The sequence below is a fragment of the Parasphingorhabdus sp. genome (genome assembly GCF_039968395.1).
Taxonomy (GTDB): Bacteria; Pseudomonadota; Alphaproteobacteria; order Sphingomonadales; family Sphingomonadaceae; genus Parasphingorhabdus.
In genome coordinates, this window is the sequence record NZ_JBDVPV010000004.1 from 91,379 (window position 1) to 105,603 (window position 14,225).

Sequence of the window (14,225 nt, forward strand, 5' to 3'; positions counted from 1 at the left end):
CGGTAAAGCAGAAAGCGCCGTTATCCACAGCGAATCCCCTGATGTTCCGTTATCGGACGACCAGACAGCTTTCACCGGCAGCTTTCAGGCTGTTACAAACCTGTTGAGCCTGCGCAACGCTGGGCGCCACGGCATTGAGCCGATATATGGGACTTCCTTCAACAGAACCGCGTACAATTTTCTTGGGCAGCGAACCGATATCGGTGAAGCGCCGTGCAAAACCGGCCCAGCTGCGGTCCGCCATAGCCGCTGTGCTAAACGCGCCCAGCTGGATCATGGCGCTGCCCGGTGCATTGGGTGCTTCGGGTTTACGTACCGGGGCTTCCACGGGTGCACTGGTGCCAAGCTTCGCGTTGGTATCCTTGCCTTCGCTGGCCGCGAAGCTTGCATCGCCTTCGCCTTCAAACTGCCGGGCCTGAGGATCATCAGGGCGAACCTTATAGTCGCCTTCCTGTGCCGCAATCAGTTCGCCGCTACCGTCCAGGCCGTCATTGTCCCGATTCTGCAACCAGTAAACACCGCCAACAATGCCGCCTAGCAGAAGCAAGCCAGCCAGCACGAATAATGCAACACGGACGGGTGAATATTCGCCGTCATCATCATAGTCATCCGCAGATTCCAGCCAAGGCAGACGATCTTCATCATCCAGATCCAGACTATCGCGATTACCTTCGGACATTCGACAAACTCCCCACTACCGGTCACTAACCTAAGCGCAATTCTGACACATGCCTACATATTGTCGGCAGCCTCAACACCCATTAGCGCCAAACCGTTACGAATTGTTTGCCCGATATTTTTAACTAAGAAAAGCCTCGCAGACGTCGTTTGAGGATCATTAACCATCAGGATCCGCCTGTCAGGCCGATCATTGCCCAAATTATAAAATGCATGAAACGCTGCTGCGAGGTCGTTCAAATAGAAAGCGACTCGATGTGGCTCGCGATTTTGCGCCGCTGATTCGACAATTCTCGGGAATTGCGCTGCCAGTTTCACCAGTTCGAGATCTTCTCCATCCAGCTTTGTCAGATCTGCATCAGACGGATAAATTTCTTCTTCCGCCGCTTTGCGCAGTATCGATTGTATCCGGGCATGTGCATATTGGACATAAAATACCGGGTTGTCCCGTGATGCTTCGGTGACTTTAGCAAAGTCAAAATCCATCTGTGCGTCGGCTTTGCGGGTCAGCATCGTAAACCGTACGGCATCCTTGCCCACTTCGTCGACCATATCGGCGATCGTGACAAAGTTTCCTGAACGCTTCGACATTTTTTCAGGCTCACCATTACGCAACAAGCGCACCATCTGGACGAGCTTGACGTCAAACTTGGTCTTGCCCCGAGTGAGCGCAGCAACCGCTGCCTTGATCCGTTTCACAGTTCCGGAATGATCCGCACCCCAAATATCAATCAGTTCATCAGCATCCTGCGCTTTCTGGAAATGATAAGCGAGATCACCGCCAAAATAGGTCCAGCGGCCGTTTGATTTTTTGATCGGCCGATCCTGATCATCACCAAATTGCGTAGATCGGAAAAGCGGCAACTCGACCGCCTCCCAATCATCAATGGTCTTACCTTTCGGCTTTTCCAGCACGCCGTCATAAACCAGATCACGCGCCCGCAGCTCGGCTTCCGCCGCATCTGCCTTTCCGGCTTCATGCAACTCAGCTTCAGATGAAAAGACATCATGCTTGATACCAAGCAATGCGAGATCGGAGCGGATCATGTCCATCATTCCGGAAACCGCGGCTTTGCGGAAAATCGGAAGCCACTCTTCGACGGGGGCATTTACATATTGATCACCGAACTGCTGTGCCAATGCCGAGCCCACAGGTTTCAAATATTCTCCGGGATAAAGCCCCTCGGGAATGACCATAATCGTTTCGCCCAAGGCTTCCCGATAACGAATATGAGCCGATTCTGCGAGAATATCGACTTGCGCGCCGGCATCATTCACATAATATTCGCGGATCACCTTGTGGCCGATAGCCTCTAGCAGATCAGCCAGTGCGTCGCCGACAACGGCACCCCGACAATGGCCCATATGCATTGGACCGGTGGGATTGGCGGAGACATATTCCACGTTAACAGTGACGCCCTTCCCTTTGGTGGATCGCCCATATTCGCTGCTTTGCGCCGCTATTTCGTTCAGTTCTTCGATCAAGACGCTATCACTGACCCGCAGATTGATGAATCCCGGCCCTGCGATTTCCGCAGTTTTGACATCATCAAGCGTCTTGAGCTTCTCGGTGATCTTTTCCGCCAGATCACGTGGCTTCATGCCAGCTGCTTTCGACAGAACCATGGCAGCATTGGTCGACAAATCGCCGTGAGCCGGATCGCGCGGAGGCTCCAACGTCACATTTTTACGATCCAGATCTGCCGGTAACACTGCATCGGTTGCCAGATGGTCTAGCGCTTCATCAACATGCCGCTGAAATTTTTGGAACAACATAGTTTCACTCAATCCGTCAAAAGGCCAATCAGCCCAACAGAATCAAGCTGAATCAATCGTCAAAGGCACAAACCTTCATCGCGTCGCGTTATATTGCAATTGCTCGGAGGTTAACTGAAAACCAACCAGCAACTCAAAAGATGCACGGGCAACAGCGGCGCGAACAGCTGGATCTGCGAGGGGATCCAATGCCGCATCCGGGTCTCCCGGCTTGCGTCGCCGGGTAATACGTTCGACGACATCATCCGGCAACCGTGCTGATGCTGCGTCAACATAAGCTCCGGCTTTACCAGATGCACTCGCACGGTAGGCACCATCAGCAAATTGCAGCGTTACATTTTTAACGCGCTTGGCGACGACAGCCGTGCCGCCTTGAACAACAGTGGAGAAATAAGGAATGGTAACGGTGCGCGCTCCTTCAGGGCGAGACCGCACTGCGTAGACATCAAATGACGCTTCGCTGTAAATTCTGGCTGATTCATTGTTACAAGTGGAGCGCACGTTGGTAATGTTCGCAACAACATCAATTGCGCTTGCATCTGTACTACCCGCCGGACTGAAGATCGTGATATCTCCGGTATGATCAGGGACAGCCACTGCCGGACAGCCTGTTCTGGTAATCGAAACGCCGACTCCGGTACTCACATCCAGCGCGCCATCTTGCGCACAACCGGACAGCGTGACCGCCATTACACTAGCGAACATTGGATATTTCATGCGGCCATTCAATTTCATGCTTGATCCTTGCGTTTGTTCCCTGATGACACCCATATGGAGGGCGCACATGATTTGGGTTTTGCAACCCTTATCTGTGCCTTTAATGCGGTGCAACCGTCCATAAGATGAACAGATGGGCTTTTCGCCAACCCGGTTTTTCCCTAAGGCACTGACTATGACTGACTCGAAAATACAAAAGCGGCAGATAAGCTTGCTTGTAGCCGCCCCCAGAGGTTTTTGCGCCGGCGTTGATCGCGCGATAAAAATCGTCGAACTCGCGATCGAAAAATACGGCCCACCAGTCTATGTCCGGCACGAAATCGTGCACAACCGGTATGTCGTAGATAACTTGCGTGAACTCGGAGCCGTTTTTGTTGAAGAGCTTGATGAGGTCCCAGATGGGGTTCCCGTCGTTTTTTCCGCACACGGCGTGCCAAAGGCTGTTCCGCACAAAGCCGAAGAACGTGGTCTGGAGTATCTCGATGCAACATGCCCTCTGGTATCCAAAGTTCATCGCCAGGCAGAGCGTCAGGTCGAGGCTGGTCGCCATATTCTTTTCGTAGGTCACGCCAATCATCCCGAAGTCATCGGAACATTTGGTCAGGTTGAGGATGGACATATGACGCTGGTCGAAACGCTGGACGACGTCGCGGCCTTGAATCCCGATGATCCTGACAAATTGGCTTTCCTGACTCAAACCACGCTTTCTGTGGACGATACTCAAGCAATTATCGAAGCATTGCAAAAACGCTTTCCGGACATCGTTGGTCCCAAGGGCGAGGACATTTGCTACGCAACGTCCAATCGGCAGGATGCCGTGAAGCAGATTGCGGCCTCATGTCAGCTGGTTCTGGTCATCGGAGCCCCCAACAGTTCCAACAGCCTGCGACTTGTCGAAGTCGCGGAACGGGAAGGTGCAACATCCTATTTGATCCAGAGAGCAGATGAAATTGATATGAGCTGGTTCGATGGCGTCACCGCTCTCGGATTGACGGCAGGAGCTTCGGCACCAGAGATTCTGGTTCGTGAAGTAAAAAACCGGCTCGCCGAACATTTCACGATAGATGAACAAAAAATCAGAACTGCCGATGAAAATATGGTCTTCAAGCTCCCGCGTGGCCTGGAAACAGCTTGATGGCGGTTTATACGCGGGTAGCATCTGAAGAAATAGAAACGTTCCTGCAGCAATATGAAGTGGGCACGCTGGTTTCGGCGAAAGGCATTGCCGAAGGTGTTGAAAACAGCAACTATCTGATTGAAACCACAAAAGACCGATTCATACTGACTCTCTACGAGAAACGAGTTGACCCTGAAGATTTGCCTTTTTTTCTGGGCTTGCTGGATGATCTGCAACGGGCCGGGTTGCCCGTACCGCCTGCGATAAAGGACCGTCACGGCCAACAAATCCAGCAGCTCGCTGGAAGAACAGCCTGTCTGATCCAGTTTCTTCCCGGTGTGTCAGTATCTCATCCGACACCAGGTCAGGCTAAGGCCGCAGGCCAAGCACTGGCGAAGATGCACGAGGCAACCCTGAACTATGAACCGCGCCGTACAAATGACATGGGTCTCGCGAGCTGGGCCAGACTGGCGAACGATTGCGGGGAAGCGGAGTTGGACAAAATTGAAGTGGGTTTGGCTGACATTATTTCCAGCGAGCTCCGATTTCTTGAGCAGCACTGGCCAAAAGATCTCACCGTCTCGGCCATTCATGCGGACCTGTTCCCGGATAACGTGCTGATGCTCGGCGACGAAGTGACAGGCGTGATTGATTTCTATTTCAGCTGCACCGACTTCACGGCCTATGACGTAGCGGTTACTCACGCTGCCTGGTGTTTTTCCGACGACGGATCGGTCTATCAGGAAAGCCTGTCTGCTGCGCTGATGGCCGGGTATCATCACGCACGCCCGATCATGGCAAATGAATTCGCTGCCCTGCCCATTTTGGCTCGCGGAGCAGCACTTCGTTTCTTGCTGACGCGCGCCTATGACTGGATCAACACACCGCCCGAAGCGCTGGTGACCCGCAAGGATCCGATGGCGTTTTTGAATCGGTTGCGGTTTTATCAGAACAATGCGGACGCTTTCACGCTGTGACGAATTCGCAGCATGTCGAGATTGCCACGGATGGCGCCTGCAAGGGAAATCCCGGACCGGGAGGCTGGGGCGCGATTATCCGCTATAACGGGCATGAAAAGGAAATATCCGGAAGCGAGCCAGAGACAACCAACAACCGGATGGAACTTCGCGCGGCGATCGAGGCGTTAAACACGCTTAAACGTCCATGCCAGGTAAAACTGTCGATCGATAGCACCTACGTCAAGGATGGCATCACGCAATGGGTTCATAACTGGCAAAAAAATGGCTGGCGCACGGCGGCCAAAAAACCTGTAAAGAATGCCGACCTCTGGCAAGACCTGTTAGAAGCGGTCAAACGCCACCAGATCGAATGGATATGGGTAAAAGGCCATGCCGGTGACGCTGACAATGAACGCGCGGACCAGCTGGCTAGCGACGCCGCCCTCGATCAGATCAGGGGCGGCGCCTGAATTTCTCAGCCAAGTTTAGCTGTTATCTTCGATTTCAGCATTGGGGCCATTCTTCAAAATCGATTTGATCGCATTTTTAGCACTGGCCTTGCTCGAATAACCTTCGGTTGAAAACATGATTTCGCTGTTATGTTTGAAGCGAACTCTGAATTCACCCTTCTTGTCTTTATAAATTTCAAACTTGTGCGCCATAAGCCTCATCTCCTTTTTGGGTCGCCAGTCTGGACGACGGATTTTTATTGCCTGTTCAAAAGGCAGGCGCAAACGAAAAATTGTAAAACCTGAACCGGTTATCTGAAACGAGCAGGATCATAGCGATCCGGATTTATGGAATTGAGATCGTCGCCCTTCGGATTGCCTAGCAACAACGCGTGCGCAAGCTTTGCCGCCGCTGGCGCAGTCTGGATGCCGAACCCGCCCTGCCCCGCAAACCAGAAAAACCCGGGAATTTCGGGATCAAACCCGTAAACAGGCAAACGATCTGGCGCAAAACTTCTCAAACCGGCCCATTTTCGTGTCACGCTCTGAACATTCACATCGAGTACCGAAAGAAACCGGTCTATGGCCACTGCCACATCCATCTCCTCTGGAGCAACATCTCCGGGCAGAACCGCTGTCTCGTCATGCGGGCTCAACCAGTAGCTGCCGCTGGCCTCCGGTTTGAAATAAAAGCTACCATCAAGCGCAACAACAAGGGGGACATCCGGATGGGAAGGTGGATCAGTGCGAAGCTGAACCATAGTTCTCAACATGGGTTGGATACCGATGGGCGCAGCACCGGCAAAATTAGCGATCGTGTCGGCCCATGCGCCAGCAGCATTAACGAGAACAGGAGCGGAATAGCTTTTGTCGCCAGCTTTAACCCGCCAGATGTCGTTTGTGCGACTGATATTGGTCACACGTGCGTTGCATTGAATCACCGTTCCATTGCGCCGGGCATTGGCCAGATATCCAGTGTGAAGCCCGGCAACGTCGATGTCACAGCAATCCGGTTCAAAAATGGCGTGATCCCAACCTGTTTTGAGAAGCGGTACCCTGGTCTGGATTTCCTCTCGGCTCCAGCGATCCATCGCGACTCCGCTTCCGGAGAATGCGGACAAAAGCTGGTCAGCGAGATGTGCTTCCTCGGTCCGCCCGATATTAATGGCGCCTCGCTGCAGTAGCAGACTCTTTTCGGAAATACCGGCAGGCGGGTTTTTAAGGAAAGCACAAGATGCGGTGGTCAAGGGCTGAACCAACGGGCCGCCATAGCTTTCTGTCCAGAAAGCCGCAGACCGGCCGGTCGAATGATAGCCGGGCTGATATTCGGCTTCCAAAATCAACACCGAACAATCTTCCGAAATTTCGGAAGCGACGCTGGCCCCGGCTATGCCCGCACCAACGATAATAACATCATAATCCGTCATCGCTTTGTCAGCACCTCATCCAGAAACTGGAAGCTGGACTTCAGCGCCTCGTCGCGAACAGCATCGCATTCGCGATATATTTCGTGTGCACATTCCTGTCCAAAGAGCTTGAGCCTGGCGTGGGGCAACAAATGCACCGCACGCATGATCGTCGGGTGGTCGACCAATTCATCTGTTTCGGTCGCCAACACCAGCATCGGAATATCCATGTACTCCAGGTTCTTGCGGTTCCTGAGCTTTTTGGTGGAACCATAGGCCCGTTCAACCCAGCGCCAACTCGCAGGACCAAGGCGCAGATCGGGGCGTTCGGAAAACCAGAAAAACTCATCTGAGTAACGTTCGACATCGTGAGTCAGCAACCCTTGACGTAGCACCTCCGGTTCCAGCGGTTTTTCGCTGACTTTCCATGCGCGGCGCTTTGCCCTTCCCATCCCGCACATGATGCGGGCGATCAGATGAGCGGTCCATTCAGGCATTCCGCCGCCGACCGGGGCAAGCATGGGAGCGCTCAATATCGATGCGTCTGGATGGATCCGCTGTTCAGCCAACGTACGCAATACGATATGCCCACCCATGCTGTGTCCAATCACGACATGCGGTCCAGGATGACTTTGCTGCCAATCCGCGAACAATGCTGTCAGGTCATCGACCCAAATCGCGAAATCTTTGATATGACCAACATGAGGATGCGGTCCACATCGTCCCGATCTTCCTTGTCCACGCCAATCCGCGGATGTTACGTTCCAGCCCTCGCGATGAAAATCGTGAAATGTCTCCAGATATTTCTCATAGAAATCGGCACGACCGGTCATGAACAGAACGGATCCTTTGGGTTTTCCATTCTGCTGGTTCCAGTCAATACGGCGTAAATCCCAGTCATCCGGAGTGGTCCAGAAAGATTCCTCCGCCATTGCCGGGATTGATCGTCGATTGAACGGCGGGTCAATGGATCGGTTCAAAAATGGGCTCCGGCTATCATGGTTACTATTTGGTAAGTCATTTTTTCTAAAGCAGATCGCATGAACGGCGAACAATTTATCTACTTGCTCTGGAGCGGCTTGGCAATTGCACTAATCGTTGCTGCGATTACGGATATCAAAAGCCGCACGATTTCCAATCGGCTCAACATCCTTATTGCACTCGGTGCACCTGTCTTCTGGATTGCCAGCGGCATGAACTTCTGGCCGGAAATGATCATGCAAATTGGTATCGCTGCTTTGGTGTTTACCATATTTGCCGGTTTTTTCGCTCTGGGCGCCATGGGCGGCGGGGATGTAAAACTGTTGGGAGCCATTGCTTTATGGCTCCATTGGCTCCCTTTGGTGCACATGTTGATCATCATGTCGATCGCCGGCGGCGTGTTGACGGCGTTAATGATGATCCGAAACAGAATCCACAAAACCCCTGGTCCAATAAAGGTGCCCTACGGTGTCGCAATATCATTTGCGGGACTTTGGACGATCTGGGGGGATCAAGTTACAAAATTGTACGAACGATATTTTAACCATTTTGCTTGAAAGAGAAATCTACCGCCATCTGATTATTTTCAAGATGATCAAAACAGGTGGGGCATTCAGGAGGCGTGAGACGTCATGGACAAGAAGAAACTAATTTTACTCATAGGCGCACTGGTGGTGGCTGCAGTCACTGCCTTGCTGGCCAGGAACATGTTCACAGGTGCATCCGCGCCTCAGGCAGAAGCCCAAAAAGTAGAAGTGCTTGGTGAAGAAGTGCTGGTCGCGACCCGCGCGCTTCCCGTCGGCACAATCATTACGCCTGAAAGCTTCCGCTTCCAGCCTTGGCCGGAAGAACTTGTCGAAGAAGCCTATTATCAAAAAGAAGGCACCGACATAAACTCCTTAAACGGTACAGTCGTTCGTAATGCCATCACAGCTGGTCAGCCATTGACACGCGGTTCTATTGTTAGCCCGGGCGAACGCGGATTTCTTGCTGCGGCACTCGGACCTGGCATGCGTGCCGTTACAATCCCGGTATCCGGTCTCACCGGCGTGGCTGGTTTCGTCTTTCCCGGCGACCGTATTGATTTGATGTTGACCCAGACCGTACAGGGACAGGGTCCCGACATGAAAGTATCGGAAACAGTCATTCGCAATGTCCGCGTTCTCGCCACCGACAACCGAGTGACTTCGAGAAAAAACGAGGCTGGCCAGATGGTTGCAACCAAGACCAAATTGGTTACGCTGGAATCGACACCAAAAATTGCCGAGAAAATCGCTGTGGCCCAGACTCTGGGAACATTGAGCTTATCGCTTCGTTCTCTTGCAGACAGCCATGCTGAGCTCGAAGAGGCGATTGCGTCTGGAGAGATCAAGCTTCCTGAAACGGACAATCCGGATGAAGAAGCTGCGATCATCAAATCGCTGGCAGCACGCCCAACGGCCAGAAAATCAACCTATTCAACTGGCGGCGAAGTATCTCGCTTTGAATCCCGCAGCCCTCCGGCACTGCCCGAAGGTCAAAAACCAAAAGGACCTGTAGTCCGGGTGTCACGCGGCAACGCTGTCACTGAAGTCGAGTTCGGAGGCAAGTAATGACCATCCCATTTGCAAATCACAGCTATCCAGCCAAAAAAGCAATCGGTGCGGCCGTTGCCGCAACCCTGGCTATCGCACTGGTAGCAAATAGCGCCACTCCGGTTCAGGCACAGTCTGCCAAGATCACCACGCCAAATTCGCGTGTTACTCTTGCGGTAAGCCGCGGTAAGCTGGTTACGCTACCTGCTCCGATTGAAGATATTTTCATTGCTGAAAATGGTATTGCAGACGTGCAAGTTCGCTCGCCTCGTCAGCTATACATATTCGGCAAGAAGAGTGGTGAGACCAGTTTCTATGCCACAAATGCTTCCGGAAAAGTTGTGTATTCAGCTGAAATTGCCGTCATTGGTGCCGAAATATCCTCGATCGATCAGATGCTGTCACTGGCAATGCCGGGTGCAGACATCGCGGTCAGCACAACAAACAACTTTGTTCTGCTGACGGGCACGATCGCGGATCCGGATGATGCGGAAGAAGCAGAGAACCTTGTTCAGGCATATGTTGGTGAAGGCACAAATGTTGTTAGCCGCTTGAAAACAGCGACGCCGATGCAGGTGAACTTGCGGGTTCGCTTTGCAGAAGTCAGTCGCACCCTCGCAAAAGAAATCAATGGTAATGTCCTTACACGCGACAATACCAATGGATTTCAATTTGGATTGTCTCGCGGCCGCGCGTTTGGTTCAATATCAAATTTTGATACCAGCGGATTCCCGACATTGGATGCATCCAACCTGTTCGGTCTGCCAGCTGGTTCTGTTTCGCTGCCGTTCAACACGGCTACGGGACAGTTTGTGACCCAGGGCGGAACGGCGTTTAACTTCAATCAGGGTTCCGGCTTGAACACAATTCAAGCTGCAGGTCGCCTGTTCGGACTGGACATCGCAACGGCACTTGATGTGTCAGAGCGTGTCGGCCTTGTAACGACCCTCGCATCGCCAAACCTGACGACTATCTCTGGCGAAACGGCGACATTCCTGGCTGGTGGACGGTTTCCGATCCCACAATCGTCGGGATTTGGTGAAGTCAGCGTAACCTATCAGGATTTCGGTGTGAGCCTTTCCTACACGCCAACAGTTCTGTCCAATGGCCGAATTTCAATTCGTGTAGCTCCGAAAGTTTCAGAACTGTCGTCGGCTGGCGCAGTGCGGATCAACGGCTTTGAAATCCCCGCAATCTCGACGCGGGAAGCTGAAACCACGGTTGAACTGGGTTCTGGCGAAAGCTTCATGATCGCGGGCTTGATGCAGAACAGCTATAGCTCGACTGTCGACAAGACACCTGGCCTGGCCGATGTTCCAGTGCTTGGTAATCTTTTCAAATCAGACGGTTATCGCAAAAACGAGACCGAATTGATGATTGTGGTGACACCATATCTGGTGAAACCGGTGAGCGAGAACGAAATCGTTCTGCCAACTGACGGTTTCAAGCAGGCCAATGACTTTGAGCGGGTTTTCATGAACCGTCATAGCTCTACCGGAACCGGTGATCGGCCAAAACCGACAGTGGCACCTCCGGTCGAAAGTGGTCCTGCGATCAGCAGTCTGCAAGCGCCGGCAAAGTCGCAATCCGCCAAAAAGAAAAGCAAGTCCGGCAGCGCAGCGCCTGGCTTCAGCTTTGACAACTAAGTCCGACCAGGAGAATCTATCATGCGTTTTGTTTCAATAGCACTAGTGACCGCCGTCGGACTTTCAGTAACGGCTTGTGGCAGCAACACTGCCAATCGCACAATTGAAAGTGTTCGTCAGCCTGTTGTCACCCGGAGCCATCTGGTTCTTGATGTTAACATCGGAAATACGGGAGCGATGCCTGTAGCCGAACAGCGTCGTCTCGCTGGCTGGTTCGAAGCTCTCGAACTCGGTTATGGCGATCGCGTTTCGATTGATGACCCGAATTATGGCGCCAATGCTGATGCCAAAGCCGCCGTAGAGGCACTGGCAGCACAATATGGGTTGCTTATCAACGACCTCGCACCGGTGACCGAAGGCAATGTGTCTCCGGGTACCGTTCGCGTAGTTGTTTCGCGTTCGCACGCAAGTGTTCCGGGATGCCCTGACTGGAGCCACCGGAGCCATACGGATTTCCAGGGTCGAACCAGCGGAAACTATGGTTGCGGCATTAACAGCACAATGTCTGCGATGATCGCTGACCCCGAAGATCTGGTTCGCGGCGTTTCTGATGATGGCGATAATCAAGCCCGGGCATCGAAAGCCATTCGCGCCTATCGCAACAAAAATGTAGGAGGTCAATAATGAACGCTCCCTGGAAACCAGGCTCGATTAATGGCCGGGATGTATTCTCTGCCTTTGTTTGTGACGATGACACACTCGATCTTCTGCGCCCTGTCGTCGAAGAGATGGGATGGGCAGCTGACAAATGTCACAAGGGCGGCTTGCGCAACGCAGTGCAATCGCTCTCTGTCGCGGCGAGCCCGAATATCCTGCTGGTAGATCTTTCCGAATCGGGAGATCCACTGAGCGATATCAACTCGCTGGCCGAGGTTTGCGAACCTGGAACGGTTGTGATTGCAATGGGTCAGGTCAATGATGTCCGCCTCTATCGCGATCTGATCGTGAGCGGCCTGCAGGATTATCTGCTGAAACCGTTCAGCCCCGAACAGCTTCGTGACGTTCTCAGTCAGGCCAATGCCGTACTGAACGCTCCGAAAACTGACGAGGCTGCGAGTGAGAAACCACATGTCTCGACCGCCGTTATCGGCACGCGTGGAGGTGTAGGTGCCTCGACTATTGCGACATCGCTTGCATGGTTGCTCAGCCAGGATCGCGAACGGCTCACCGCCTTGCTTGATCTTGACGTGCATTTCGGAACTGGCGCGCTTTCGCTGGATCTGGAACCCGGACGTGGTCTCACGGATGCAATCGACAATCCCAGCCGAATTGACGGTCTCTTTATCGAACGCGCAATGATCAAGGCGAATGACAAGCTGTCATTGCTGTCCGCAGAAGCACCGATTAACTCGCCCATGATGACTGACGGTACGGCATTTTTCCAACTTCAGGAAGAATTCCGGGCAGCATTTGAATGCACTGTCATCGATTTGCCACGTGAAATGCTGATCAGCTATCCGCATCTTCTTGGCGACGTCAACGCTACGGTGATTGTCACCGAACTGACGCTGGCATCTGCTCGCGATGCAATTCGACTTCTGTCATGGCTCAAATCCCATGCCGCACAAAGCAAGGTGATAGTTGTTGCCAACAAGGTTCAGTCCAGCGGTCTGGAAATTTCCAGGCAGGATTTCGAAACATCGATCGAACGCAAGATCGATATCGTGATCCCGTCCGATCCAAAAACTGCGGCGCAATCTGCAAAATTGGGTCAGGCTTTTGTTGAAGCTGGCAAATCCAGCAAAGCTTCCACAAAAATCGTGGAACTGGCTGACCAGGTACTGGGAACGGTGGATGACGATGATGATGAGTCAGGCAGTCAGGCGAAATCTTCGCTGATGGACAAGTTGAACATCAAGTCGCTTCTGCCTTCAAAGAAAAAATCGGTGGAACAGAACGCCGAATAGGCACCCGTTTCCAAAGGTTTTTTCAACTTCAAGGACTTAAGCAATGGACATGATGCAAATCTTCATTATCGGAGCGGGCACTCTCGTTTGCCTTTTGCTGCTCATATTCGCATTTGCCGGTCCTTCCGGAGCGAAGGCACAGGCAAAACGACTGGACAAGGTCAAGTTTCGCCATTCTGAAAGTGCCAATGTCAAAGTTGAAGCGCAGATGAAAAAGGCGCTGAGCGCCCGTCGCAAGCAGCATCGACCCACCGGCGACAACATGACCCGGATAGAAGCTTTGGCGGTTCGGCTGGAACGGACCGGAAAACCATGGCGTCTGTCTCAGTTTGCCTATGTTTGTGTTGGTCTTTTCATCGTTACCACGGTCGGCCTGTTTACGCAGGGCGCTCCGATTCTTCTCTGCCTGTTCGTGGGTCTTGCCGTCGGTGTCGGATTTCCACACCTCGCAATCAGCTTTCTGATTGCCAGAAGGGTTGGCAAGTTTACCGCCAGCTTTCCGGACGCTATCGAATTGCTCGTGCGCGGACTGCGTTCAGGACTTCCGGTAACCGAAACTATCGGTGTGGTGGCGAAAGAAATTTCGGGACCTGTCGGTGAAGAATTTCAAAAGGTCGTTGACCGGATCAAGATCGGGCGGACGATGGAAGATGCGCTGCTTGAAAGTGCAAAATGCCTGAACACAGCTGAATTCAAGTTCTTCTGTATAACCATAGCAATTCAACGCGAAACCGGCGGTAACCTGGCAGAAACCCTGTCGAACCTCGCTGACGTGCTACGGAAACGTGGTCAGATGAAACTGAAGATCAAGGCGATGTCGTCCGAATCCAAAGCTTCTGCTTATATCGTTGGCTCGCTACCGTTTATTGTTTTCGGCCTCGTCTGGTCGGTCAATCCGGAATATATCGCCGGCTTTTTCTACGAAGAACGCCTGATTATTGCAGGTCTTGGCGGTTTGACGTGGATGAGCATCGGTGTGTTCATCATGGCCAAAATGGTCAATTTCGAAATCTAG

Annotated in this window: 15 protein-coding genes; 9 read left to right on the forward strand and 6 right to left on the reverse strand. The window is 52.6% G+C overall.

Features of this window, described 5'->3' with window-relative positions; all coding sequences use genetic code 11:
- Positions 1-49: 49 nt before the first annotated feature.
- The 3 genes from ABJI30_RS09715 to ABJI30_RS09725 all read right to left on the reverse strand — a co-directional run bounded on the left by ABJI30_RS09715 (position 50) and on the right by ABJI30_RS09725 (position 3,159).
- Positions 50-679: an SPOR domain-containing protein gene (locus ABJI30_RS09715; RefSeq protein ID WP_348017992.1), complete on the reverse strand. Its 630-nt coding sequence runs from the start codon at positions 677-679 to the stop codon at positions 50-52.
- 53 nt (positions 680-732) lie between these two features.
- On the reverse strand, positions 733-2,454 hold the full coding sequence (argS, locus tag ABJI30_RS09720; RefSeq protein ID WP_348017993.1) for an arginine--tRNA ligase: 1,722 nt from the start codon (positions 2,452-2,454) through the stop codon (positions 733-735).
- Between the two features lie 75 nt (positions 2,455-2,529).
- Entirely contained in the window at positions 2,530-3,159 is a 630-nt protein-coding gene (locus ABJI30_RS09725; protein ID WP_348108519.1) for a hypothetical protein, read from the reverse strand.
- Positions 3,160-3,346: 187 nt separating this feature from the next.
- On the opposite strand from ABJI30_RS09725, the gene ispH reads away from it, so the two are divergent.
- The 3 genes from ispH to rnhA are packed head-to-tail and all read left to right on the forward strand — an operon-like array spanning position 3,347 to position 5,717.
- Positions 3,347-4,306, forward strand: coding sequence for a 4-hydroxy-3-methylbut-2-enyl diphosphate reductase (ispH, locus tag ABJI30_RS09730; protein WP_348017995.1), 960 nt, complete (start codon positions 3,347-3,349; stop codon positions 4,304-4,306).
- Positions 4,306-5,265 (forward strand): homoserine kinase, encoded by a 960-nt coding sequence (gene thrB, locus ABJI30_RS09735; RefSeq protein ID WP_348017996.1) that lies wholly within the window; start codon positions 4,306-4,308, stop codon positions 5,263-5,265. The genes ispH and thrB overlap by 1 nt, the downstream gene beginning before the upstream one ends.
- Entirely contained in the window at positions 5,262-5,717 is a 456-nt protein-coding gene (rnhA, locus tag ABJI30_RS09740; protein ID WP_348017997.1) for a ribonuclease HI, read from the forward strand. Before thrB ends, rnhA begins: the two co-directional genes overlap by 4 nt.
- A gap of 15 nt (positions 5,718-5,732) precedes the next feature.
- Here rnhA and ABJI30_RS09745 read toward each other — a convergent pair whose 3' ends face one another.
- The 3 genes from ABJI30_RS09745 to ABJI30_RS09755 all read right to left on the reverse strand — a co-directional run bounded on the left by ABJI30_RS09745 (position 5,733) and on the right by ABJI30_RS09755 (position 8,082).
- A complete protein-coding gene (locus tag ABJI30_RS09745; RefSeq protein ID WP_348017998.1) occupies positions 5,733-5,909 on the reverse strand; it encodes a DUF1508 domain-containing protein in 177 nt (58 codons plus the stop codon).
- 98 nt (positions 5,910-6,007) lie between these two features.
- Entirely contained in the window at positions 6,008-7,123 is a 1,116-nt protein-coding gene (locus ABJI30_RS09750) for an FAD-binding oxidoreductase (protein ID WP_348017999.1), read from the reverse strand.
- Positions 7,120-8,082: an alpha/beta hydrolase gene (locus ABJI30_RS09755; protein WP_348018000.1), complete on the reverse strand. Its 963-nt coding sequence runs from the start codon at positions 8,080-8,082 to the stop codon at positions 7,120-7,122. The genes ABJI30_RS09750 and ABJI30_RS09755 overlap by 4 nt, the downstream gene beginning before the upstream one ends.
- Positions 8,083-8,142: 60 nt before the next feature.
- On the opposite strand from ABJI30_RS09755, the gene ABJI30_RS09760 reads away from it, so the two are divergent.
- The 6 genes from ABJI30_RS09760 to ABJI30_RS09785 all read left to right on the forward strand — a co-directional run bounded on the left by ABJI30_RS09760 (position 8,143) and on the right by ABJI30_RS09785 (position 14,225).
- A complete protein-coding gene (locus ABJI30_RS09760) occupies positions 8,143-8,640 on the forward strand; it encodes a prepilin peptidase (protein ID WP_348018001.1) in 498 nt (165 codons plus the stop codon).
- A gap of 75 nt (positions 8,641-8,715) precedes the next feature.
- Positions 8,716-9,675 (forward strand): Flp pilus assembly protein CpaB, encoded by a 960-nt coding sequence (gene cpaB, locus ABJI30_RS09765; RefSeq protein WP_348018002.1) that lies wholly within the window; start codon positions 8,716-8,718, stop codon positions 9,673-9,675.
- Positions 9,675-11,303, forward strand: coding sequence for a type II and III secretion system protein family protein (locus ABJI30_RS09770; protein ID WP_348018003.1), 1,629 nt, complete (start codon positions 9,675-9,677; stop codon positions 11,301-11,303). Before cpaB ends, ABJI30_RS09770 begins: the two co-directional genes overlap by 1 nt.
- Positions 11,304-11,324: 21 nt before the next feature.
- Positions 11,325-11,927 carry a CpaD family pilus assembly lipoprotein gene (locus tag ABJI30_RS09775; protein ID WP_348018004.1) on the forward strand — a complete coding sequence of 201 codons (603 nt, stop codon included), beginning with the start codon at positions 11,325-11,327 and terminating at the stop codon, positions 11,925-11,927.
- Entirely contained in the window at positions 11,927-13,210 is a 1,284-nt protein-coding gene (locus tag ABJI30_RS09780) for a pilus assembly protein CpaE (protein ID WP_348018005.1), read from the forward strand. Before ABJI30_RS09775 ends, ABJI30_RS09780 begins: the two co-directional genes overlap by 1 nt.
- A gap of 43 nt (positions 13,211-13,253) precedes the next feature.
- A complete protein-coding gene (locus ABJI30_RS09785; protein ID WP_348018006.1) occupies positions 13,254-14,225 on the forward strand; it encodes a type II secretion system F family protein in 972 nt (323 codons plus the stop codon).